We start from the raw sequence: 20,683 nt of genomic DNA on the forward strand, positions 1-20,683 counted from the left end.
GGAAAGAGTGGGACCGTGGCGATGCCGACTATCACCACGAGGCTGCGAGATGCCTGGGCCGGATTCGACGGCGGGCAGCGTCGCGGCATCCTCGGCATGGCAGCGACGATCGTCATCCTGCACATCGTGGGATGGGGGACGCTGCTTTTGCTTGTCGTGCCCGACGAGTACCTGGTGGACGGCGCGATATTCGGTGTCGGGCTCGGCGTCACCGCCTACACGCTGGGGATGAGACACGCCTTCGACGCCGACCATATCGCGGCGATCGACAACACCACCCGAAAACTGGTGGCGGACAAGCAGAAACCGCTCACGGTCGGCTTCTGGTTCTCCTTGGGGCACTCCACGATCGTCTTCGTGCTCGTCGGGCTGCTGGCCTCGGGGATTACCGCGCTGGCGCGAAACCTGGAAGACCAGGACTCGCGATTGCAGCGGTGGACCGGGGTGTTCGGCACATCGGTCTCGGGCACCTTCCTGATCCTCATCGGACTGCTGAACCTGGCCGCGCTGATCGGGATCTGGCAGGTCTTACGCGCTATGCGGCGCGGCGGCTACAGCGAAGCGCAACTCGAGCGCGCACTGGACTCGCGCGGCTTGCTCAACCGGGTTTTGGCGCCGGTCATGCGCATGGTGCGCAAGCCGTGGCAGATGTATCCGGTGGGGCTGTTGTTCGGCCTCGGTTTCGACACCGTCACCGAAGTGGGTCTGCTGGTGATCGCAGGCGGCGCGGCCGCCACCGGGCTGCCCTGGTACGCGATTCTCGTTCTGCCCGTACTGTTCTCGGCGGGCATGTCGCTGTTCGACGCGCTGGACGGTTCGTTCATGAACTACGCCTACGGATGGGCCTTCGCCGGACCGATCCGCAAGATCTACTACAACCTGGTGGTCACCGGGCTCTCGGTCGCGGTGGCCCTCCTGATCGGTGTCCAGGAGCTCATCTCCATCCTCACCGAGAAACTCGAGGTCACCGGCGGGGTGCTCGCCTGGATCGGGGGCCTCGACCTGGCCGCGATGGGCTTCATCATCGTCGGCCTCTTCGCGTTCACCTGGGCAGGCGCACTCGCGATCTGGCATTACGGCGACATCGAAAGCCGCTGGAGCGCAACGCTATCGGAGGAACCGACCTGATGGACGGTGTGGAGATGTTCGCGCGCTACGCGTACGCGCCCAACCACCTCGGATACTGCGGGCCAGAGCACACCGCGGCGCTACGTGACCGCGATGGCGAACGCGTGCGGGTGCTGGCGCGCGGCTTCTCCGGCGCATGGCCGTACCTGCGGGCCATGTCGCGCCTGACGGGCGTCACCGACCCGCTCGACGAGCGACTGGTGGCGTCCTATTGGCTGGGTGGGGGCATCGGCGACGAACTCGACGGTCCCGAATTCCTGGCCGAGCTGCTGCGACTCATCGCTCCGATCGCGGGTGTGTACTGGTCCCATCTGGGGCCCGCCCTCGCTCCGGAGGCGGCCGCGAACCACAGCTTCCACGTCTTCGGCGTCTACCCGTGGACCAGGCTGCTGCCCGTCGCCGGCGGCGACCAGCCCTTGGAAATCCTCGACAACTGCCGCATCACCGCCGCGACGGTACTGGATCGCCACCGCGACGACCTCACGGTCGGGATCAGCCGGTTGCGCTGGGACGGCGCACGCCTATCACTGTCGGAGACGACACGCCGAACCATCCCGGTGTGGACCGACGGCTACGCCGCGCTCCCTGACGCGGCGCCGGGGGACGAAATCGCGCTGCACTGGGGACAACCGTGCGGGCGGTTGACCGCCGAGCAAGTCGACGACCTCACCAACAGCACAGAACGTCAACTGCGCGTGACGAACCGACGCCTGGCGGCCATCGACGGCTTCGGCTGAGGACTCTTCTGAAGGATGGTCATCGCTCCGAGGCGGTCTTCGGGGTGGCGGTGATGATCTCGAGTACCGCTGCGACCAGTTGGCCGTCGGGGTCGCAGAGGCGCGGGAGCGATCTGCGACTCAACAAGAGAGATCCGAGAGTGAGGTCTACCAGTTCGGCACCGACCTGCGCGGCGGAGCTGCGGCCTTCCGGCTCGAACCACGTCCACGCCCATTGCGCGGCACCGAAGATGAGCAGGCTCCGGATGCTGGTATCGACAGGGCGGAACTCACCCGACGCAATGCCCGCATCGACCACGCTGTGCAGGATTCCGATGTAATCCCGGCGCAGCTTGCGCCCCTCGGAATCTTCAGCCTCCTGCGCGAGCCGCGCGACCTCACGCTGGAAGGCGACGGTCCGATTCCGATCGTGCACCTGATAGAGCATGGCCGCGTGCAACAGCCCGGCGAGCTGCTCGGTCGGCGTGGCGAACTTCGACACAATCCGCTCGGCCTCGCCGATCCGCTGCCGCATGTAGGAAACATGCAGAGCTTCCAACAACCGCGCCTTCGTGCCGTAGTGATGCACGATCAGGCCCTGAGAGATGCCCAACTCGCTTGCGACACCACTGAAGCTGGTTCCGTCGTAGCCCTTCTCGGCGACATGGCGCGTGAAAATATCGAGAATGGCGCCCGACTTGCCCGGTCCCGTCGCACGCTCACCCACTGGTCCCACCCCTCCTCGGCCAAAATTTCCGGAAACTCTAGCACCCACCGACTGCTCGACCAGTCGTTGACTGAGTGCGCAGTCAGTATTAGCATTATGCGCCGAGACGCAGCGCCGCACTCGCCGCATCAACCATTCATCTCGAAATAGTCGAGCAACAACCTATGATCCAGCACGCCCACCCCGCCGAGGCCGTCATCGAACGACGAGCCTCCGAGCAGTTCACATGACCAGCCTCCGCGATAGCGCCGACGACATCGCCACGCGCATCGCCCGAGGCGGCGACCACTACGTCGGCATCTGCCGCAGATGGTGGTCAGCAGCGCCGTGAGCACTATGGACGCAGGCATAGCGGCACCGGAGGATAGTGCGATCGATGCGGCATCGGTGCTGTCGCCGGATCAACTGCTGGCCGCGATCGCGGGCCGTCTCACCGAGCCGTTCCCGATGGTCGCGTGGGCGAGAGAACTCGGCGACCTGCACGCTGCCCTGATTTCGGCGGTTTTGAATCCGCAACGGCATGCACCCGAAGTCACCGAGACGGCCCTGCATGCGGATATCGCGAAGGTCATCGACAAGATCAACTCTTGGGCGGCGTCCTACGTCCGTCACAGCCGCTGCGCCCGCCGCCACACCCACACCTTCGGTGAGGTGATCAGTCATGTCGCGAAGACCTACGCCGAGGCGTGGTGGACGGTGCTGCACGCCGACTGCGAGGAGCTCCGGCACTCGGCATGGGTCCATCTCAGCGAGGTCCGCGACGGCTACGAGCACCTCATCGGCGATATCCGGGCAGGCCGCGTCCAACTCCCACTGGGCTGGCGCGGCATCCGCCACACCCGACAAACCGACAGCACGGAAACCTATGCCGACGTGGCGGTCCAGGCCGAGCAGTAGCAGGCGGCCGAACATCGGCGCAGCGTGCGGGAATCGCGGTAGCGTGCCGCCTGATCACCGCTGCCCCGAGCAACACGACGCTGACAGCACGGTCCGAAGCGCTGGCGTGCGCAGAGAGCGATATCTACCTCCGGTTGTCTGTTCAGGTCTCTCGCATTGGCCGCGAACCCGGTAATGCATTTCGACAGCGGCGCCAGCCGGGCCGGCTCACGAGATCTCCCGTAGCGCGGCTACCGGGCATGAGTCCACGGCCGTGCGGGCGACGGTCACGAGATCGCCGGGCACATCGGCGCCTTCGAAACGGTAGATGAGCTCGGCGTTGTCATCGAGGCTGAATACCTCGGGTGCCTGTGCGGCGCACAGACCGTGTCCCTCGCACCGGGGGTAGTCGACGGCGATCTTCATGATGGATTCCCTAAGTTTGTAAGTGTCTGGGGTTGGTGCCCTGGATGCCCAGGGCGGTGGGGTGTAGCTGATGATTGATTGCAGCTGTTGTGGCTCGCGAGGAATGGCTGCCCCACTGCGCTGGACGCTCCGGCCTCTGATTGAGATCTGATGCGGTTCGTCGCTGGTTAGGGACCTGATGGCGGGGCTGTCCACGGGCTTCGGTTGCGTGAACGGAAGTGTGAGAGTGGCTCTGCGCCAACGGATCTGGATCGGCATCGATGTCGGCAAGATTGGCCATCATGTGTGCGTGGTCGACGAGAGCGCCTGGTCGCGCGACTGTGCACCCCGGCCGAGATCCGCGACGCCGGAATCGACGGTGTCACAACATATCTCACCGAGAACGGCGCTTGGCGCAAAGGTATCGACGCGATGGCCGCGCAGGCGGTCGCCGCGGCCGGAACCCAGGACATCGCCGTGCCCGGCGAGGCCACCACCGCCACGCTGATCAAGCGGCTCGCGGAAAAGCTGCTCGACCTCGACCGCGAGATCAAAGACCTCGACAAGCAGATCACCACCCGCTTCCGCGAACACCCGCAGGCGGGCATCATCGAGTCGCTGCCCGGCATGGGCCCGCACCTGGGCACCGAGTTCCTCGTGAGCACCGGCGGCAACGCCGTGGCCGAGTTCGCCACCCCAGGCCGGCTGGCCTCCTACGCCGGGCTCGTGCCCGTGCCACGCGATTCCGGCCGGATCAGCGGCAACCTGCACCGGCCCAAACGCTACAACCGCAGACTGCGGCGCGTGTTCTTCATGGCTGCCCTGTCCTCGATCAAGAACGAGGGACCCTCGCGAATCTTCTACCAGCGCAAACGCACTGAACGACTCATTCATACCCAGGCTCTCCTAGCGTTGGCCCGGCGCCTGGTCGACGTGTTGTGGGCACTGTTGCGCGACAACCGCCCTTTCGACACCAAGCCCCCGAGCGTCAACGGAGTCCCGATCGCGGCTTGACATCGTCATTGAGATTCCTCTATCGGGCTGGAATGAGTTGCAGCGGAAGGCGTTCGAAGCGGTGAATGATGTTGTTGATCGCCCATTCGGGTGCACCGGCGATCTCGATGCGATCGACATGCTCGACGAGTGCGGCGAGCATGGCGTGGGTTTCCAGCCGCGCGAGACCTTGCCCGGCGCAACCGTGTATGCCGTGACCGAAGCCGAGTTGGCGGGTGGCGTCGCGGCGGATGTCGAAGGTGTCGGGGTCGTCCCATTCCAGCGGGTCACGATTGGCCGAGGAGTAGATCACGACCACGCGTGAGCCCGCTGGGATGCTGGTTCCGGCGATGTCGGCATCATGAATTGTCTTGCGGGAGAACGCACGTAGCGGTGATTCGAATCGCACGACCTCGTTCACCGCGTTCGGTATGCGGGTGGGATCGTCCTTTAACATCTGCCACTGCTCGGGGTGCTGCGCGAAAAGGTACATGGCGCTGGCGATCGCGCTGATCGTGGTATCCAGAGACGGGGCCAGGTAATCGACGAGCAACGCAGGGCATTCGGCACGTGAAAGCTTGCCCTCGTCGCAAGCCTGCAGCACTTCCTCCCCCACGCTGCCCGGCAGCAGATCCCGCTCGCGGGCGAGCCGCTGCGTGAATTGCATCATCCCGATGCCCGACGGTGCGGTGCAAACAGACTGCCGATTCAGTGGCCCGAGCGCGTCGAATGTTGCTCCCGCCCACCGCAGCAAATGGTCCCGACCATGCTGGGGCCAGCCGATCAGATCCGGCACGACCGACATCGGCAGCGCGGCCGCCAATTCGACACCATCGATACGTCCCCGCGCGACCACCTGCTCGACGGCCGCGGCCGCCTGCTGGTCGATCGATTCGCGCATCGCTCGCAGTCCCCGCGGGGACAACCGGCGGGCCAGCAACGCGCGGCGACGTTTGTGATCCTCGCCGTCGCTATTGAGCGTGGTGCCCTTCGAGAGCCGGTTGGCCACCGGGTTCAACCCGACACCGGCTCCGGAGACGAATGTCCGATCGTCGAGCAGGACGGCTTTGCATTCGACATAACGCGGCAGCGCATAGGCGCGCTGCCTGGCCAGCCACACCACCGGCCCGAGCTCGCGCAACCGCGCATAGTGCGGATAAGGATCGAGAATGCCCTGGCGCGAATAGATATCGGGCCGGTAGACAGGGACGTTGGCTCGACTACGCATCAGAACCCCTTTTCGCGCGGTCATAGATGCGCACCGAATACGGTCACGACATAGGCGATGGCCAGTACACCGGAGCCGACCGACGGCGCGTACTCGCCAGCGCTCTCACCGGCCTTCACATGGGTGATGACAGCGCCGATCATCAACAGCACCAGCCCGATTCCGGCCGCCGCCCCGAGCGGCCACCACACCGTCCCGGCCAGCACGCCCAGCGCCCCGGCGATCTCGAGTACGCCGATGCCGCGGAAGGCGCTCACCGAGTAGCCGAAATGTTCGGCACGCTGACGCATCGGCGCCAGGGCCAGCACCTTGACCGCGCCGAGCGGCAAAAACCCGATCGCCAACAGCACGGCGAACGTGATGGATGCGACTGTCATCGACCCACACCTACTTTCCAGTGACTATCTGACGATATCATCACTCACGAAGATGCAGTCAGTCAAGGATTCTGAATATTTCGTCAGCACGACCGACATAGGACGACGTCGACCTAGCGCCCGCATCAATCGAATGTGACGAATTCGTCAACTTCTTTCAAGTGACTCTGCCATCATGAGTGCCGATATCGTCAGTTACCTGAAAGGAGTGGTCGATGCTCGGCTATCGCCACCCGCATACCGACCTACCGTGCGAGCGCGGCGCCGAACGCAGGGGCGAGGCGCGGGCGGGGCGGCGCGTCCTCGGATTCGTCGCGATAGCCGTCGCCGCGGTGTTCGCGGCGGTCGCGGCACTGCTGCCGATTCACACCGCGGATGCGCTGATCAAGGTTCCCGCACCGATTCGGCAGGTGACGATGGCGGTCGGCACCGGCGCAGTCCTGGACCTCGATCTCCTGATGCAGGGCAAGGTGCAGATCCAGTCGAAGGTCCCTGTTCAGGTGTCGTCTTTGGTGACCAGCGTCGAGCCAACGGATTCCGACAGCGTCACGCTGCGGGTCGCGCAGCAGACATCGAGGCTGGATCGCCAGGGGCAGGCCGGGTTACTCGACGCACTGGTCGATCAGGTGAGCATCAGCCGCACGAGCGGGACACCTCGGCGCGCCCCCGCACAGACGGTTTTCGAGCCCGGTCAGCGTCCACTCGAGACGGTCCGCAGCGGATTCCAGTACAAGTTTCCTTTCGACACCGGCAGGCACGACTATCCGTACTTCGACGTCATCTCCCAACAGGAGACACTCCTGCGGTACGTCGATGACAACACCGTGCGAGATCGCTTGGGCCTATTGCATTTCCGCTCGCAGGTACCGCCGGTCGACCTCGCTCCCCTGCTGCCGATGCGAGGCGAGATCACACTGCCCGCGGAATCGATAGGACGAGCCGGCGACCAGGAGGTGACGATGTCTTTGTACTACTCCGCCACCCGCGACATCTGGGTCGAGCCGGTGACCGGCGCGGTCATCACGGTGAGCGAATATCAGCACCGCTATCTGGCGACGGCGCCCGACGACCCCGCTGCCGTCACCGTCTTCGACGGCACATTGCAGTTCGACGAGCAGTCCGTCCACGAGATGACCGGCCAGGCTCGCGACGCCCGCAGGCAAATCGCCGCATTGCACGTCTACGGGCCCATCGCCGCCGCGATAGCCGCGATGGCGGCGTTGACCTTCGGCATCGCGCGCCTGAGAACACGGCATTGACCACACCCGTCGGAATCCAGGCCAACGATCGCCTCGCCCAGGACGAGAAGAACTTCATCGACCTCGCGCAGTCCTCCTACTTCGTGACCGAGAGCACGTGCTACTCGGTTAGCGGGCGTCAGGCACACCGGCAATGTCTTGTGGCACTTCGGCTTCGGCGTCGTGACCGAATCGGTGTTCGAGTTCGACGCCCTCGATGTCGAGGTCGGGGACGTAGCGGGCGAACCAGCGCGGGTGGTACCACATGCGGTTTCCGATGATGGCCATGACCGCGGGCACCAGGGTCAGCCGGACGATGAAGGCATCGAGCAGGACACCGACCGCCAGGGTGAACGCCAAGGGTTTGACGATGGGATTGTCGGTGGTGGTGAAGGCGACGAATACCGCGCACATGATCAGCGCCGCGGCGGTGACCACGCGCGCGGAGTGCGCGACGCCGTTGCGCACCGAACTGATCGCCTCGCCGGTCCGCGTGTACTCCTCCTTGATCCGGGATACGACGAAGATCTGATAGTCACTGGACAGGCCGAAGATGATGGCCAGCGTGATGATCGGCAGGAAGCTCAACGTCTGCGCCTTGGTAACATCGAAAACGCTTGCACCCCAACCCCATTGGAATACCGCGACCTGTGCGCCGAGGGCGGCGAAGACCGACAGGATGAACCCGACGATCGACGACAGCGGGACCAGAATCGTGCGGAACGCGATCGTGAGCAGTACCAGCGCCAGACCCACGACGACCGCGAGGAAGATGGGCAGCGCCTTGGCCAACTGGTTCGAGGTGTCGATGTTCGCTGCCGTCGTGCCACCGACGAGATAGGTTGCGCCGGTGCCGCTTTCGATGCTGTCGCGATCGTCACGCAGTCGGTGCACCAGATCGGTGGTCGCGGAGTCGTTGGGACCGGTCTTCGGGATGACCTGGACCAGCAGCAACCCGTTATCGGAGCCGGCGGGCTGGACGGCGGCGACGTCGGGCACCTGCCGCAGTCGGCCCATCAGTGTTTGTGCGGCGTCGGGGCTGGTAGCGGCCGACAGGTCGGTGACAACCAGCAGGGGTCCGTTGAAACCGGGGCCGAACGACCCGCTGACGATGTTGTACGCCTTGCGGGCGGTGCTCGACTCCGATTGCGTTTCACCGCTGGGCAATCCGAGATCCATGTGCGTGGCCGGGATGGCCAGTGCGGCGAGAATGGCGATACCGAGAACCAGCATCGGAATCCGGAATCGGGTGACGAATCGGCCCCACGCGTGCCCGAATGTGCGTTCGGGCTCGTAGGCGGCGATGCGCGCGACCTCCTGCGGCTTGCCCGGGTGCAGCGGCGGCGAGATGAACTTGGCGACCATATCGCCGGCGAAGCCGAGTAGCGCAGGCAGCAGTGTCAGTGCGACCAGCATGGCGACCAGCACCGCACCCGCGGCGGTCAGCCCCATGACGGTGAGAAAGGGAATGCCCGCGACCGCCAGCCCGCACAGTGCGATGATCACGGTTATCGCCGCGAACACGACGGAGCTGCCCGCGGTTCCGACCGCGAGCGGAATCGACTCGGCCGCAGCCATTCCCAGCACGATCTGGTGTCGATGCCGCGACAGGATGAACAGCGCGTAGTCAATGCCACAGGACAGACCGAGCATCAGCGCCAGCGACGTCGCCGCCGAGGCCACATCGACGAAGGCGGCCACGCCCAGAATCCCGGTGAGCCCGATACCCACGCCCACCAGCGCGGTAATGATGGGCAGTCCGGCGGCGACCACCGCGCCGAAGGTGATCAGCAGAATGATGAATGCCGCGACGATGCCGAGAATCTCCGGGGTATGCGGGATCTCGGCTGTAAAGCCCGGATAAACCGCACCGGAGAATTCCACTGTGAGACCGGCATCGCGAGCCGAGTCGGCGATGCGATCCACCTCGTCGAGAGTGTCCTCGCCGACCTCACCCGCCGACACCGCGAACTGCACGCTGCCCAATGCCACACGCTGATCCGGCGACACCGCCTGCGCCTGGAACGGATCGACGACCGCCGCGACCTGCGGCTGTCCCTTCAACCCCGCCATTACCCGTTCGATCTCGGCGGTCACCTGCTGGTCGGTCACCTTGGCCATGCCGGGGGTTTCAAAAACAACCTGCATCTGCGCGCCACTGAACGCGGGCATCCGCTGCTGCAGCAATGACACGGCATCCTGCGACTCGGTGCCGGGAACGGTGAAGTTGTCGTTGGTCTTGCCACCGGCGCCGGCGGCGAAACCGATCGCACCGACCAGCACGACGATCCATAGCGCCAGCACCCACCAGCGGCGACGTACTACGACCTGGCCGAGGGCGAATAGATACCGGGACATACGGGTCCTCTCACGGAGCCACCGATTGACACATCAGCAAAGCGATCACGCACAGCACCGGTACGATAACACGACAACTGATGATTTCCTCATAAACGCAGCAATGGTCAGCAACCCGCGACCGATCTGGGCTCAGCCCATCTCTGGCACAGGTTGAACAGTTCTGTTCAACTCGATCTCGGGGACGTAGTGGGTTTGCCCACGAACACATTGCGTTCGTGGGCCTCGGCCCGCGACAGGTGTCAAAGCGCCGCGTCGTCGAGTTCCATTGCGGTGCTGTCGATATCAGAAACGACCGCCCGGTCGGCGCCGAGGCGGGGCAGGACGGTCTTGGCGAAGAACGAGGCGACGGCAACCTTGCCCTCATAGAAGCTTCGGTCGCCGGTGCCGGAGTCGAGCGTGGCGAGCGCGATTTCGGCGGCAGCCAGCAGTCGCCAGGCAACCAGCAGGTCGCCGACGGCGAGCAGGAACCGCACTGAAACCAGGCCGATCTTGTACAGCTCGCTCGGCTGCTCCTGGGCTGCCGACAAATGCTGGGTCAGCTTGCCGACCATGTCCTGTACGTCGTCCAGCGCAGAGCCGAGCAGAATCTTCTCGGCCTTTAGACGACCCGAGTCGGACGCCGCGGTTTCGCGAATCTTCCCGGCCAGATGGGCCAGCGCCACACCACGGTCGCGAGCGATCTTGCGGAAGAAGAAGTCCTGCGCCTGAATGGCGGTGGTGCCCTCGTACAGCGAGTCGATCTTGGCGTCGCGAATGTACTGCTCGATGGGATAGTCCTGAAGGAAGCCCGAACCGCCGAAGCACTGCAGTGATTCGGTGAGGTATCGGAATGCGCGTTCGGAGCCGACGCCCTTGACGATCGGCAGCAGCAGCTCGTTGACACGTTGGGCCAGATCCGCGTCCGCTCCCGAAACATGCTGGGCCGCAACAGCATCCTGATGAGCTGCGGTGTAGAGGTACACCGCACGCAGGCCCTCGGCGTATGCCTTCTGCAGCAGCAGTGAGCGGCGCACGTCGGGGTGGCGGGTGATGGCGACCTTCGGCGCGGACTTGTCGGCACTGCGCGCCAGGTCGTTGCCCTGGATGCGGGTCTTGGCGTAGTCGCGAGCATTCAGGTAGCCACTCGACAGTGTGGCGATCGCCTTGGTGCCCACCATCATTCGAGCCTCCTCGATGACGTGGAACATCTGCGCGATGCCGTCGTGCACCTCACCGAGAAGGTATCCGACGGCCGGGGTGCCGTGCCCGCCGAACGTCAGTTCGCAGGTGGCCGATGCCTTCAACCCCATCTTGTGCTCGAGGTTGGTCACATAGACCCCATTGCGGTCGCCGGGTGCACCGGTCTGCGGGTCGAAGTGAAACTTCGGCACCAGAAACAGGCTCAAGCCTTTCGTCCCCGGCGCGGCACCGACCGGGCGAGCAAGCACCTGATGCACGATGTTCTCGAACAGATCGTCGGATTCGGCCGATGTGATGAACCGCTTCACGCCCTCGATATGCCAGGTGCCGTCCGGCTGCGGGATCGCCCTGGTGCGCGCGGCCCCGACATCGGAACCGGCATCCGGCTCGGTGAGCACCATGCTGGCACCCCAATTGCGTTGCACGGCAAGCCTTCCCCAATGCCGCTGCAGGTCGGTGCCGGAGCGATGGACGTGCATGGCCATGCTCGGTCCGGTGAGGTACATCCAAACCGCCGGCTGCGCCCCCAGTGCGAATTCCTGGATCGCTCAGGACAGCATCTGCGGAGCGGGCACACCACCGACCGCCTCGGGCTTGCCCACGCGCCACCAGTCGCCGTCATACCAGTCGCGCACCGATTTCTTGAACGACTCGGGTAGCCGAACCGAATGCGAAACCGGATCGAAGACCGGCGGATTGCGATCGGCATCGGCATAGGACTCCGCAAGCGGCCCCTCGGCCATCCGGGCGGCCTCGGCCAGCATCACCCGCGCGGTCTCCCCGTCCAGATCCCCGAACTCTCCAGACCGCAGGACGACATCCAAACCGAGCACTTCGAACAGGTTGAACTCGAGATCACGCACGTTGCTCTTGTAGTGGCCCACCGGCCGTCCACCTTTCCCAACCAACCCACCGAAGCGTCAGCAGGTGACTAATTATTCGCAATTGATGATTCTGTCACAAACATCCGTCGCCAACCCGCCGTAGGCCACGGATGCCGCCGAAGCAGAATCCGCTGTCGCACGAGTTGTGCTGTGCGAGTGACGATTCAGCTGGTTGCCGACGTCTCAGCCGACCGCCACCGGCTCTTTGATCGCATTCGAAGTTTGACCAACGGTGGACCGCCGCCGCCGCCCCGGGAGCAGCACCGCGACACCGAGGGTGCCGACTGCGAGCACGATCGCCGCGATCAGGCTGGTGTGCGAAACCGCGTGGGCGAATGCGGCATCCGCGGCGGACACCAGTTGTGCGGCCTGTTCGTGCATTCCGGCCGCGTCGACGCGTTGGGCCACCATGAGGGCGCCGCCGATGGAATCCTGTGCCACCCCAGCCGCTTCCGCAGGCAGATGGCCGGTGACGGCGGGACCGATCTCGTCGCTGTACGAACTTCCCAGGAGCGAGCCGAGGATGGCGATGCCCAACGTGCCGCCCAATTCGACGGAGGTGTCGTTGACCGCACCACCCACCCCGAGCAGGCGTTCCGGGAAGGCGTCCATGATCGTGTCGGTGGCCGGTGAGACGCTCAGGCCGATCGCGAGGCCCAGCAGCACGAGCGGCCAGGCGAACGCGGCGTAGCCGGATTCGGCGTCGACCCGGGTGAGGACCACCAGGGCGAGAATGCCGAGCAGCATGCCTGTCATGACCATTGTGCGCAGCCCGAGGCGCGGAGTCAGCACACCGGTGATCGCCGAGCCGACGAAGACCGCGCCCGCCAGCGGGAGCAGCCGCACACCCGTCTCGAGTGCGTCGTATCCGAGCACGAACTGCAAATGCTGGGTGACGTAGTAGATCGAACCGAAAGCGGCCAGGAAGAACAGCAGCACAGCGAGATTCGCACCGGCGAAGGCGCGGTTGCCGAACTTGCGGATGTCGAGCATGGGGTTGGGATGACGCAATTCCCAGATGACGAACCCGGCGGCGGCAATGGTGCCCACGATGCCCGCGACCACCGCGGATGTGTGCCAGCCGTTGCGGGGACCCTCGATGATCATGTAGACGAGCGCCGCCACGGCGATCACGGACAATCCGCCGCCGGGCAGGTCCAGCCGCTGTGTCGTCTGCGCACGCGATGGCGGAACCAGCGCAAGGGCGGCGACGGCGGAAACGATCGCAATGGGAACATTGATGAGGAAGGTCGACGCCCAACCGTTGTCTTCGAGCAGCCAGCCCGCCACCAGCGGGCCGATGGCGATCGCGAGACCGGTGGTGGCCGTCCATATCGTAATCGCCGCGGCGCGTTCACGTTTCGGGAACGTCGCGACAAGCAGCGAGAGCGTGGCAGGCATGATCATCGCCGCCGCGAAGCCCATGATCGCGCGGGCGGCGATCACCCACTCGGCACTGTCGACCGCCGAGCCCAGAACCGCGCCGGCGGCGAAGATACCGAGGCCGAGCAGCAGCATGCCACGGCGGCTGTATTTGTCACCGATCGCGCCCATGAGCAGCATCAGCGCGGCATAGGGGATGGTGTAGGCGTCGATGATCCATTGCAGGTCCTGACTGGACAAGCCCAGGTCGATGGTCATATCGGGGGCGGCAACGAGCAGCGAGGTGTTGGTCATGACGCCGATCAGGACGCTGAGGCACAGCACCGCGAGCGCGGCCCATCGCCGGCCATAGACCGTGCCCGGTTCAACGGGCGTGGTGACGAGCAGAGACATTTTCGTTCCTCTCGGTAAGTTGCACACCTATGTGTAATTGCGCAGCAGTGTGCAACTTAAGGGATTTGCACAACGCCGTGCAACCGTGAGAGGCTGCAACGTGAAGGGACTCACAAGACAGCGACCGGAACCATGACTGCACCCACCGCACCGGGCACCCGGGCACAGGCCAATCGGCGGCGAATTCTCGACGCCGCGGCGGGCGAGCTGGCACGCAATCCCGCAGCCAGCATGGAAGAGATCGCCAATGCCGCGGGCGTCGTGCGCAGAACTCTCTACGGCCACTTCCCCACCCGCGACGCGCTGATCGACGGCATCCTCGACCTGACGTCGGAGGACCTCACCCGCACCCTGCGCGCACTGGATACGGACGAACCGATCGCGATCACTTTGGCCCGGTGCGCGATCGCGCTCTGGCGAGTCGGCGACAGGTACCGCCTGCTACTGAAACTCACGGATACGAACATCGGGGCACGGATCGAGCAGCGACTGGCACCCGTATACGAACACGGGACGGCAATGTTGCGCCGGGGCCAACACCTCGGCGTCTTCTCCGATCATCTTCCCCCCGAAGTACTTTCGCGCGTCCTCACCGCCCTCGTACTGACCCTGCTCGAGGCACGCAACGACCAAGCCTGGACAGCCGCCGACCCGGCAGCGGCCGCAGCGCGCACCTGCCTGATCAGCATGGGGGTGCCGGCCACCGAAGTAGATGAAATCGCCAGAGCCGCAGCAGAATTAGAGAGCGTCGACCCGGAAACGGCGCACCACGGCACGGTCCGTGGTGCACGATCGTTTCGGCCGAACTCCCAACCTGCGGCCAGGAAGTTTTTCTGAATCTTCGGGTCAGGCCAGGGCCAGGAACAACTTTTCGAGTTCGTCGACGGTCATGGGTTCCGAACCTTCGGGCGTTTCCCGGGTCAGGCATTCGCGCAGGCCGCTGGCCACTATCTTGAAGCCCGCGCGGTCGAGGGCGCGGGATACCGCGGCGAGTTGGGTGACGACATCTTTGCAGTCGCGACCCTGCTCGATCATCGAGATCACGCCCGCGAGTTGTCCGTGTGCGCGGCGCAGGCGGTTGAGCACCTGGGCGATGCTTTCCTCGTCACCAACCATGAGAAGCGTCTCCTTCGATCGAATTACCCAGCATACCCGCCGGGGTATATGCGGCTCCCGAACCCGCGTCCGAGCAGGTCAGTGGCCTTTCGGGTGACACGGCGGGCGGCGACGGCTTCAATCGAACGATCTTGACGTGTAACCTTGTCACTCGGATCAATGCAATTTGAATAGGGGCTCGCCGCCCCGCAGCCGGGTGTGCGCCGTATGCGATCACCCGACCGGGGGAACATCGGATCCGTCACTACGGAGACCTCATGAGTTCACCGAATCGATTCGACGAAGTTCAAACTCGCGTAGCAGATCTCGCTCCCGTTTTCCGCAAACCGCTGGACTCGCCGTACGAGATCTCGAACGAATTGTTCACCGCACTCCGACACGTCCTGCACGATGTGGGCGGACAGCCGGATGTGCCGGTCGAGTACCGCGAAAAAGATGAAGAACCCTGGGAGATGAATACCTACGTCACCTGCGAATGCCTCGGCTGGCGTGGCGTGTGGAATTCCGAGGAGCGCCGACGAGCCGAGAACGACCTCGGCGCGACGCTGTACTTCGGCCTGCCCTATTACGCGCGCTGGGCGACTGTCGCGGCGAAAGTTTTGATCAATAAGGGTTTGATCACCCCGGACGAACTGTCCGCGAAATTGGACGAGGTACGCGCGCGGCTGGAGGCGCGGCAATGACCAGGAAATACGAAATCGGCGATCGCGTCCGGGTTCGAAACGCGACGTCGATGTTCCACACTCGCACCCAGGCCTACACCCGTGGCCGAACGGGCGTCGTCGTCGAATACCGGCCCGAATGGGTGATTCCGGAAGACGAGGCGTGGGGACGTGAGGACGGTCGCTTCGAACCGTTCTACGTCGTGCGATTCCGCCAGACAGATCTTTGGCCTAAATACACCGGCTTCGATGTCGACACCCTGGAGACGGAGGTCTCCGAGCGCTGGCTCGAGCCCGCAGAGGAGGATGCCAAGTGAGTCGGACCCACGATCACGGGGCGCACGCGCCGATCCAGACGAGCTCGCAGATCAGCGAGTTCGAGATCCTGGAGACCGCGGTTCGCGAGCTCGCCATCGAGAAGGGCCTGTTTTCGCAAGAAGACCACCGACGGTTCTCCGAATGGGCGGAATCGGTCGGACCGCACGGCGGATCGAGACTGGTCGCGAAGGCGTGGACGGATCCCGAGTTCAAGGCGCGCCTGCTCGCCGATGGCACCGAGACGTGCAAGGAGGTCGGCATCGACTGGCGCGACCCGACCGGATCCGGGACGCCGAGCGACTACACCTATTTCTACGTGCTGGAGAACACGCCCGAGGTGCACAACGTGATCGTCTGCACACTGTGTTCGTGCTACCCGCGGCCGGTTCTCGGTATGTCGCCGGACTGGTACCGCACCCCCAATTACCGTCGGCGCCTGGTGCGTTGGCCCCGTCAGGTGCTCGCCGAATTCGGCCTGCATATCTCGCCCGAGGTCGAGGTCCGGGTGCACGATTCGAACCAGAAGTCCCGGTTCATGGTGATGCCGATGCGCCCGGCGGGTACCGAGGGCTGGACGGAGGAACAGCTGGCCGCCATCGTCACCCGGGACACGATGATCGGCGTGGCCGTGCCGCAGGTCGACTGGACCGCGCAGGCGCCGCCGGACCAGGTCGAGGCCGCCTCGGGAAGGAGCGGTCGGTGACAAGCAGCCCTTACGACGTGCTCCTGCGCACCCTGGAGCCGGAGTCGCGGCGGGAGAACGTGCTGCCCGAACTCGACCGCAAGCCCGACCCATGGGAGTCGAGCATGCAGGCGACATGCGAATGCCTGTCCTGGCGAGGCGCATTGGACAATCTGGAACGCCGCAATGCCGAGGATGCACTCGGTGAGACGATTTACCAGGACTTTCCGGTACACACCCGATCGGTCGTCGTGACGGCCCACACCCTGATGGATCGTGGACTGATCGTCCCGGACGAGTTGCGCGCCCGAATGGACGCGGTCCGGAACCGGTTCAACCGCGAGTAACTCGACGACTTCAACCCTCGGGGTAGAAGACGAACAGTGTGCAGCCGGTGCTCGACTGCGGGATGTGTGACGATCCGGCCGGAGCGTGGATGAACGATCCGGCCGGGTAGTCGCGGAATCCGTCGTTGAATGTGCCGGATACTACGAAAACCTCCTCCGGTCCGGGTTCGTGCAGATCGATACCCTCCCATGCGGTGCCCGGATCCATTTCCAGCACGTACGCTTTCGCGCCGTTCGCCCCGCGCCACAGCGCCCGCGAGCGAATGCCCGGAAACAACTCTCGCACAGGCGAATCCGCGACGGTTGTCCACTCGTATCCGGGGAACTCGGTGATCTCCATATCTCTACAACTGCTGGTTTCGGCCGCACTATTCCGCTGAGCAGACCCGGCCCCGGATTTCAGCCCGCCCGACACCGCCACAGTAGCCGCACGTTCCCACACCGGATTCGGTAGCCACGCAACAGTTTCGCCGTCGACAACGGCTCCGGACGGCGTCGCCGATCCTCAGCGATTCCAAAACCGAAGTGTGCCAACAGCTCTACATCTCCGCGGGCACGGTCAACACCCACCTCACACGAATCCGCGACAAGTACCATGCCGCCGGCCGGCCGGCGTCGACCAAGGCCGCATTGCTGGCGCGGGCACCGCAGGACGGCCATATCGGCCTGAACGAGCTCTGAGCAATTCACCAGCGAGACCGATGCAGATAGCAACTGTTGCATACTGCCCTGGTCCGGTAGTGTCTCGGACTCGTGGCATCGAGTGCGGCGGTTGGATCACCGAGGGATGTGTATCGATGGGGGACGGTCACCGGGGTCGGTGTGGTCCTGGGCTATGCGGCGGTGCTGCTGGCGAACGGGCGGCACTTCTATACCGATGACACCGAATCCCAGTACGGGCCGATGTGGGTCATGCTCGGTCGGCAGCTGCGGGAGGGGCGGTTTCCCGCGCTGGTGCCGTGGGAGTGGATGTCGGGCAACTATGCGCTGGAAGAAGCCGGAATATACAACCCGCCGCAGTTGCTGGTCGACCTGATCGCGCCGTCGGTCGACAACCTCGCGCTGTTCGTCACGGTGGTGAAGCTGGTCTTCTCGATCATCGCCGCGCTGGGCGTGTTCCGGATCTGTCTGGCATACGGCGCACGTACGCCTTGGGCGGCGGTCGCCGGGGTCGCGTTCACGCTGAGCGGGTGGTTCCTGTTTTTCGACGAGGCCAGTTGGGCGACCTCACTGACCGGCACCGCGTGGATGGTGCACGCCTGGGCCGCGGCGGTGCGTTATTCGCGTGGCCGGGGCGGCCCGATCCCGGTCTTCCTATTCCTGTATCTGGCGATCTCGGTCCAATATGTCTTTCCCGCAGTCGAATCGGCATTGATGATCGGTGCGGTCGCCGTCGGCGAATTCTTCTACCACCGCGGATGGCGACCCTCGATCCAGCTGCTGCTCGCGGCGGGATGCGCGGGTCTCGCGGGCTTGGCGACCTATCTGCCCGGCGTGCTGTCCTCGGCGGTGACCTGGCGCGGAAACGAGCGGGTGCTCAACGACCCGTTCCTGACGGTGCCGTGGTCGGAATCGCTGAATGCCAGCCTGCCAAGCACCGTGCCCGCATTCACCGGATGGTGGGGCTATATACAGCCGCTGCCCATGGTGTACATCGCGTGGTTCCTGATTCCCGCGCTGGCATTCATCGATTGGCCAGCGGCGCTGAAATCGGCGCGGGACCTCGGTTCCATCGTGATCTTCGCGGCGGGGATGTTGATGTGGACCGCGGGGCCGGGTCGTATCGGCCCGCTGCGCTGGCCCGCCAGGGTGCTGCCGATGCTCGCGCTCGGCCTACTGGTGCTGGTGTGCGTACTACTCAGTCGCCACGGCACTTTCGAGCAGTGGCGACGTCGTGGGACGGCCGCGGGGGTATTGATCGGACTGCTGTTCCTGCGGTCGTTCTCGGCGGCGCCGGCTCTGCTGGTGTGGCATCTCGTCGCGGTCGTCGCGGTGACCGCGCTCGGGGCCGCGGTGCTGTGGGTGATCCGCACCCGAGGGGTGGCGGTGGCCTGCCTGCTGACCATCGTGGCGATGTTCCCGATCGCCTACTCGCAGGTGCGCGGCGCACCGCCGACGCCGATGTCGTACAACTTTCCGGAGCGGCGCTCGCAGATGCAGGCGACCTTCCCTGATTTCCCCGGTGTCACACTGCAACTCGCCGATCGCGCACTCGTGCAGCCGAGCGATAAGAGCCTCGCGGGCGCATACGGGTCCCTCGCCTTCGGCAATTACGCCAAGAACCTGCCCTTGGACTACGTCAACGCGTACACCCCGATCGGATATGCCGCCTTCAGCGCGCTGCTGTGCATGGGTTGGGACGGCAGCACCTGTCCGGACGCGTACCGTCGCGCATTTTCGACCGAATCCTCCACTGGCAAAACGATTGTCGATCTGATGAAGGTCGATCGGGTCGTCCTGCAGCGGGCCCAATTCCCCGATGCCCGCGACCACCCGGCCCCACCGGGCTGGAAGTGGGTCGACTACCCGGGCCACGAACGCTACATCTGGGTACTCGAACGCATCGACGGCCCGCTCTCGACCCGTAACGGACTGATCGCCGATACCCAAGGCGTGGAAGCGAGTTCGGTGTCACGCGACGGCGTCACCAGCCGGATCCGGGTCACCTCACCCGGCGGCGGACGTGTCGTCTTCGCTCGCCTCGGCTGGCCGGGTTATCGAGTTACCCTCAACGGCACCGATATTCCTTTCACGACGGTGGCGGGCACCTTCATCGCTGTCGACATCCAGCCGAACACCGACAACGCGGAATTGCTCCTGTCCTGGCGGCCACCAGGGTGGAAGATCAGCAGTGCGACGGCAGTTGCCGGACTCGCCGGGCTGGCGGCCTTGCAGTGGGCTCATATCCGGCCCAGGCGTCGATTCCCGGACGATGTGCGCGATGAACCCGAGCACGAGCCGGAACTGGCTGCCGCGCGCGGCTAGCTAGAGCGGATAAGCCTGCAACCCCTTCGCGGCTCCGCACTCCTCCCCCGCGGTGGTGAACGCGGTCAGCGCTCGCACCAGCCCCTGCCGCTGAGCGGCGGGCATGGTCTGTACGACGCGGGCGATTTCGGCGCGACGGCGCGCGGTCACCTCGGCGACGACGTGGCGCCCGTGCTCGGTGAGATCGACGATCTGCTCGCGACGGGACTGCGGATTGGGTTGCCGGGTAAGCAATTCCGCGGATACCAGCCGCTCGACCATTCTGGTCGCGGTCGAAGGCTGCACATCCAGTTGCTGCGCCAAGGTGGCCAGATTGCTCGGACCTTGCGTCGCGAGGATCACCAGAGTACGGAACTGCGGCAGCGTGATCGTGTCGTCGACATGCGCGATCGAGCGGGCCGAGATGGCCATGAGCAGGCGGGACGCGGTCAGCAATGCATCGGTGACCTCGTCGACCGAGTCCGATGGTGTCGAGCGGGCTGACGTCGCCATCATCCTCCTCCGTCGGTGCGACGTTAGGACTTTACCCGCTAGCACAATCTTGCTTATGGCAACTATTGCACAGTGCCATTGCTGGAACTGGATTGGACGTACGCCCAAGGCGATTGTCCAACCGACTCGACGAAGGGGTCTTCCGGTGGTCACAGCGGCTGAGCAGGGCCGGGAAACCCGGGCCCGATCGATG

The 20,683-nt window shown here is 64.8% G+C and carries 20 protein-coding genes and 2 pseudogenes; 12 read left to right on the forward strand and 10 right to left on the reverse strand.

From position 1 onward, the window contains the following. Positions 1 to 21: 21 nt before the first annotated feature. Complete coding sequence (nicT, locus tag ACZ60G_RS15430) at positions 22 to 1,128, forward strand: Nickel transporter NicT (protein ID WP_465810914.1); 1,107 nt, start codon at positions 22 to 24, stop codon at positions 1,126 to 1,128. Next, positions 1,128 to 1,865, forward strand: coding sequence for a DUF6390 family protein (locus ACZ60G_RS15435; protein WP_465810773.1), 738 nt, complete (start codon positions 1,128 to 1,130; stop codon positions 1,863 to 1,865). Before nicT ends, ACZ60G_RS15435 begins: the two co-directional genes overlap by 1 nt. A 19-nt stretch (positions 1,866 to 1,884) precedes the next feature. Here ACZ60G_RS15435 and ACZ60G_RS15440 read toward each other — a convergent pair whose 3' ends face one another. Continuing rightward, complete coding sequence (locus ACZ60G_RS15440; protein ID WP_465810774.1) at positions 1,885 to 2,571, reverse strand: TetR/AcrR family transcriptional regulator; 687 nt, start codon at positions 2,569 to 2,571, stop codon at positions 1,885 to 1,887. A 336-nt stretch (positions 2,572 to 2,907) separates the two neighbouring features. Here ACZ60G_RS15440 and ACZ60G_RS15445 point away from each other — a divergent pair, with 336 nt between their 5' ends. Further along, a complete protein-coding gene (locus ACZ60G_RS15445; RefSeq protein ID WP_465810775.1) occupies positions 2,908 to 3,468 on the forward strand; it encodes a hypothetical protein in 561 nt (186 codons plus the stop codon). 207 nt (positions 3,469 to 3,675) lie between these two features. On the opposite strand, the gene ACZ60G_RS15450 is transcribed toward ACZ60G_RS15445, so the two are convergent. Continuing rightward, entirely contained in the window at positions 3,676 to 3,873 is a 198-nt protein-coding gene (locus ACZ60G_RS15450) for a ferredoxin (protein ID WP_465810776.1), read from the reverse strand. A 306-nt stretch (positions 3,874 to 4,179) separates the two neighbouring features. Between ACZ60G_RS15450 and ACZ60G_RS15455 the strand changes: the two are divergent. Continuing rightward, positions 4,180 to 4,866, forward strand: a pseudogene (locus ACZ60G_RS15455) (transposase); the annotation flags it as partial. A 19-nt stretch (positions 4,867 to 4,885) separates the two neighbouring features. Here ACZ60G_RS15455 and ACZ60G_RS15460 read toward each other — a convergent pair. Together ACZ60G_RS15460 and ACZ60G_RS15465 are read right to left on the reverse strand one after the other, a co-directional pair. Next, a complete protein-coding gene (locus ACZ60G_RS15460; protein WP_465810777.1) occupies positions 4,886 to 6,073 on the reverse strand; it encodes a cytochrome P450 in 1,188 nt (395 codons plus the stop codon). Between the two features lie 20 nt (positions 6,074 to 6,093). Next, positions 6,094 to 6,450, reverse strand: a complete 357-nt coding sequence (locus tag ACZ60G_RS15465) for a DoxX family protein (protein WP_465810778.1) — start codon at positions 6,448 to 6,450, stop codon at positions 6,094 to 6,096. Positions 6,451 to 6,665: 215 nt separating this feature from the next. On the opposite strand from ACZ60G_RS15465, the gene pgfA reads away from it, so the two are divergent. Beyond that, positions 6,666 to 7,709, forward strand: coding sequence for a cell envelope lipid trafficking protein PgfA (pgfA, locus tag ACZ60G_RS15470; protein WP_465810779.1), 1,044 nt, complete (start codon positions 6,666 to 6,668; stop codon positions 7,707 to 7,709). Positions 7,710 to 7,817: 108 nt separating this feature from the next. Here the strand turns inward: pgfA and ACZ60G_RS15475 are convergent, their stop codons facing one another. The 3 genes and pseudogenes from ACZ60G_RS15475 to ACZ60G_RS15485 form a co-directional block, all read right to left on the reverse strand. Beyond that, entirely contained in the window at positions 7,818 to 10,046 is a 2,229-nt protein-coding gene (locus ACZ60G_RS15475; protein ID WP_465810780.1) for an MMPL family transporter, read from the reverse strand. A 242-nt stretch (positions 10,047 to 10,288) separates the two neighbouring features. Beyond that, positions 10,289 to 12,112 (reverse strand): annotated as a pseudogene (locus ACZ60G_RS15480) (acyl-CoA dehydrogenase). 183 nt (positions 12,113 to 12,295) lie between these two features. Continuing rightward, positions 12,296 to 13,888 (reverse strand): MFS transporter, encoded by a 1,593-nt coding sequence (locus ACZ60G_RS15485; protein WP_465810781.1) that lies wholly within the window; start codon positions 13,886 to 13,888, stop codon positions 12,296 to 12,298. A 132-nt stretch (positions 13,889 to 14,020) separates the two neighbouring features. Here ACZ60G_RS15485 and ACZ60G_RS15490 point away from each other — a divergent pair, with 132 nt between their 5' ends. Next, complete coding sequence (locus ACZ60G_RS15490) at positions 14,021 to 14,725, forward strand: TetR/AcrR family transcriptional regulator (RefSeq protein WP_465810782.1); 705 nt, start codon at positions 14,021 to 14,023, stop codon at positions 14,723 to 14,725. Positions 14,726 to 14,734: 9 nt separating this feature from the next. Here the strand turns inward: ACZ60G_RS15490 and ACZ60G_RS15495 are convergent, their stop codons facing one another. After that, entirely contained in the window at positions 14,735 to 15,004 is a 270-nt protein-coding gene (locus ACZ60G_RS15495; RefSeq protein ID WP_063043125.1) for a metal-sensitive transcriptional regulator, read from the reverse strand. 257 nt (positions 15,005 to 15,261) lie between these two features. Between ACZ60G_RS15495 and ACZ60G_RS15500 the strand changes: the two genes are divergently transcribed. Genes ACZ60G_RS15500 through ACZ60G_RS15515 form a run of 4 tightly spaced genes read left to right on the forward strand, consistent with a single transcriptional unit; the run spans position 15,262 to position 17,013 of the window. Continuing rightward, a complete protein-coding gene (locus ACZ60G_RS15500; RefSeq protein ID WP_040699665.1) occupies positions 15,262 to 15,687 on the forward strand; it encodes an SH3-like domain-containing protein in 426 nt (141 codons plus the stop codon). After that, positions 15,684 to 15,983, forward strand: coding sequence for an SH3-like domain-containing protein (locus ACZ60G_RS15505; protein ID WP_327095983.1), 300 nt, complete (start codon positions 15,684 to 15,686; stop codon positions 15,981 to 15,983). Before ACZ60G_RS15500 ends, ACZ60G_RS15505 begins: the two co-directional genes overlap by 4 nt. Then, the gene (gene scnC / locus ACZ60G_RS15510; RefSeq protein WP_465810783.1) at positions 15,980 to 16,687 is read left to right on the forward strand and encodes a thiocyanate hydrolase subunit gamma; all 708 of its coding nucleotides are present in this window, start codon (positions 15,980 to 15,982) and stop codon (positions 16,685 to 16,687) included. Before ACZ60G_RS15505 ends, scnC begins: the two co-directional genes overlap by 4 nt. Further along, positions 16,684 to 17,013: a ScnB gene (locus ACZ60G_RS15515; protein WP_465810784.1), complete on the forward strand. Its 330-nt coding sequence runs from the start codon at positions 16,684 to 16,686 to the stop codon at positions 17,011 to 17,013. Before scnC ends, ACZ60G_RS15515 begins: the two co-directional genes overlap by 4 nt. Before the next feature lie 10 nt (positions 17,014 to 17,023). Here the strand turns inward: ACZ60G_RS15515 and ACZ60G_RS15520 are convergent, their stop codons facing one another. Continuing rightward, positions 17,024 to 17,353, reverse strand: a complete 330-nt coding sequence (locus ACZ60G_RS15520) for a cupin domain-containing protein (RefSeq protein WP_063043120.1) — start codon at positions 17,351 to 17,353, stop codon at positions 17,024 to 17,026. A gap of 185 nt (positions 17,354 to 17,538) precedes the next feature. Here ACZ60G_RS15520 and ACZ60G_RS15525 point away from each other — a divergent pair, with 185 nt between their 5' ends. Then, positions 17,539 to 17,694, forward strand: a complete 156-nt coding sequence (locus ACZ60G_RS15525) for a hypothetical protein (RefSeq protein ID WP_465810785.1) — start codon at positions 17,539 to 17,541, stop codon at positions 17,692 to 17,694. 108 nt (positions 17,695 to 17,802) lie between these two features. Next, a complete protein-coding gene (locus ACZ60G_RS15530; RefSeq protein ID WP_465810786.1) occupies positions 17,803 to 19,998 on the forward strand; it encodes a hypothetical protein in 2,196 nt (731 codons plus the stop codon). Here ACZ60G_RS15530 and ACZ60G_RS15535 read toward each other — a convergent pair whose 3' ends face one another. Next, on the reverse strand, positions 19,999 to 20,493 hold the full coding sequence (locus ACZ60G_RS15535; protein ID WP_373283277.1) for a MarR family winged helix-turn-helix transcriptional regulator: 495 nt from the start codon (positions 20,491 to 20,493) through the stop codon (positions 19,999 to 20,001). Positions 20,494 to 20,683 lie beyond the last annotated feature (190 nt).

The organism is Nocardia sp. NPDC102475, assembly GCF_055584605.1.

Bases quoted from the DNA above. Each gene is read 5' to 3' on its own strand.
- nicT (WP_465810914.1), top strand. From the start codon at position 22: ATGCCGACTATCACCACGAGGCTGCGAGATGCCTGGGCCGGATTCGAC.
- ACZ60G_RS15435 (WP_465810773.1), top strand. From the start codon at position 1,128: ATGGACGGTGTGGAGATGTTCGCGCGCTACGCGTACGCGCCCAACCAC.
- ACZ60G_RS15445 (WP_465810775.1), top strand. From the start codon at position 2,908: ATGGACGCAGGCATAGCGGCACCGGAGGATAGTGCGATCGATGCGGCA.
- ACZ60G_RS15450 (WP_465810776.1), bottom strand. From the start codon at position 3,873: ATGAAGATCGCCGTCGACTACCCCCGGTGCGAGGGACACGGTCTGTGC.
- ACZ60G_RS15460 (WP_465810777.1), bottom strand. From the start codon at position 6,073: ATGCGTAGTCGAGCCAACGTCCCTGTCTACCGGCCCGATATCTATTCG.
- ACZ60G_RS15465 (WP_465810778.1), bottom strand. From the start codon at position 6,450: ATGACAGTCGCATCCATCACGTTCGCCGTGCTGTTGGCGATCGGGTTT.
- pgfA (WP_465810779.1), top strand. From the start codon at position 6,666: ATGCTCGGCTATCGCCACCCGCATACCGACCTACCGTGCGAGCGCGGC.
- ACZ60G_RS15475 (WP_465810780.1), bottom strand. From the start codon at position 10,046: ATGTCCCGGTATCTATTCGCCCTCGGCCAGGTCGTAGTACGTCGCCGC.
- ACZ60G_RS15485 (WP_465810781.1), bottom strand. From the start codon at position 13,888: ATGTCTCTGCTCGTCACCACGCCCGTTGAACCGGGCACGGTCTATGGC.
- ACZ60G_RS15490 (WP_465810782.1), top strand. From the start codon at position 14,021: ATGACTGCACCCACCGCACCGGGCACCCGGGCACAGGCCAATCGGCGG.
- ACZ60G_RS15495 (WP_063043125.1), bottom strand. From the start codon at position 15,004: ATGGTTGGTGACGAGGAAAGCATCGCCCAGGTGCTCAACCGCCTGCGC.
- ACZ60G_RS15500 (WP_040699665.1), top strand. From the start codon at position 15,262: ATGAGTTCACCGAATCGATTCGACGAAGTTCAAACTCGCGTAGCAGAT.
- ACZ60G_RS15505 (WP_327095983.1), top strand. From the start codon at position 15,684: ATGACCAGGAAATACGAAATCGGCGATCGCGTCCGGGTTCGAAACGCG.
- ACZ60G_RS15520 (WP_063043120.1), bottom strand. From the start codon at position 17,353: ATGGAGATCACCGAGTTCCCCGGATACGAGTGGACAACCGTCGCGGAT.
- ACZ60G_RS15535 (WP_373283277.1), bottom strand. From the start codon at position 20,493: ATGATGGCGACGTCAGCCCGCTCGACACCATCGGACTCGGTCGACGAG.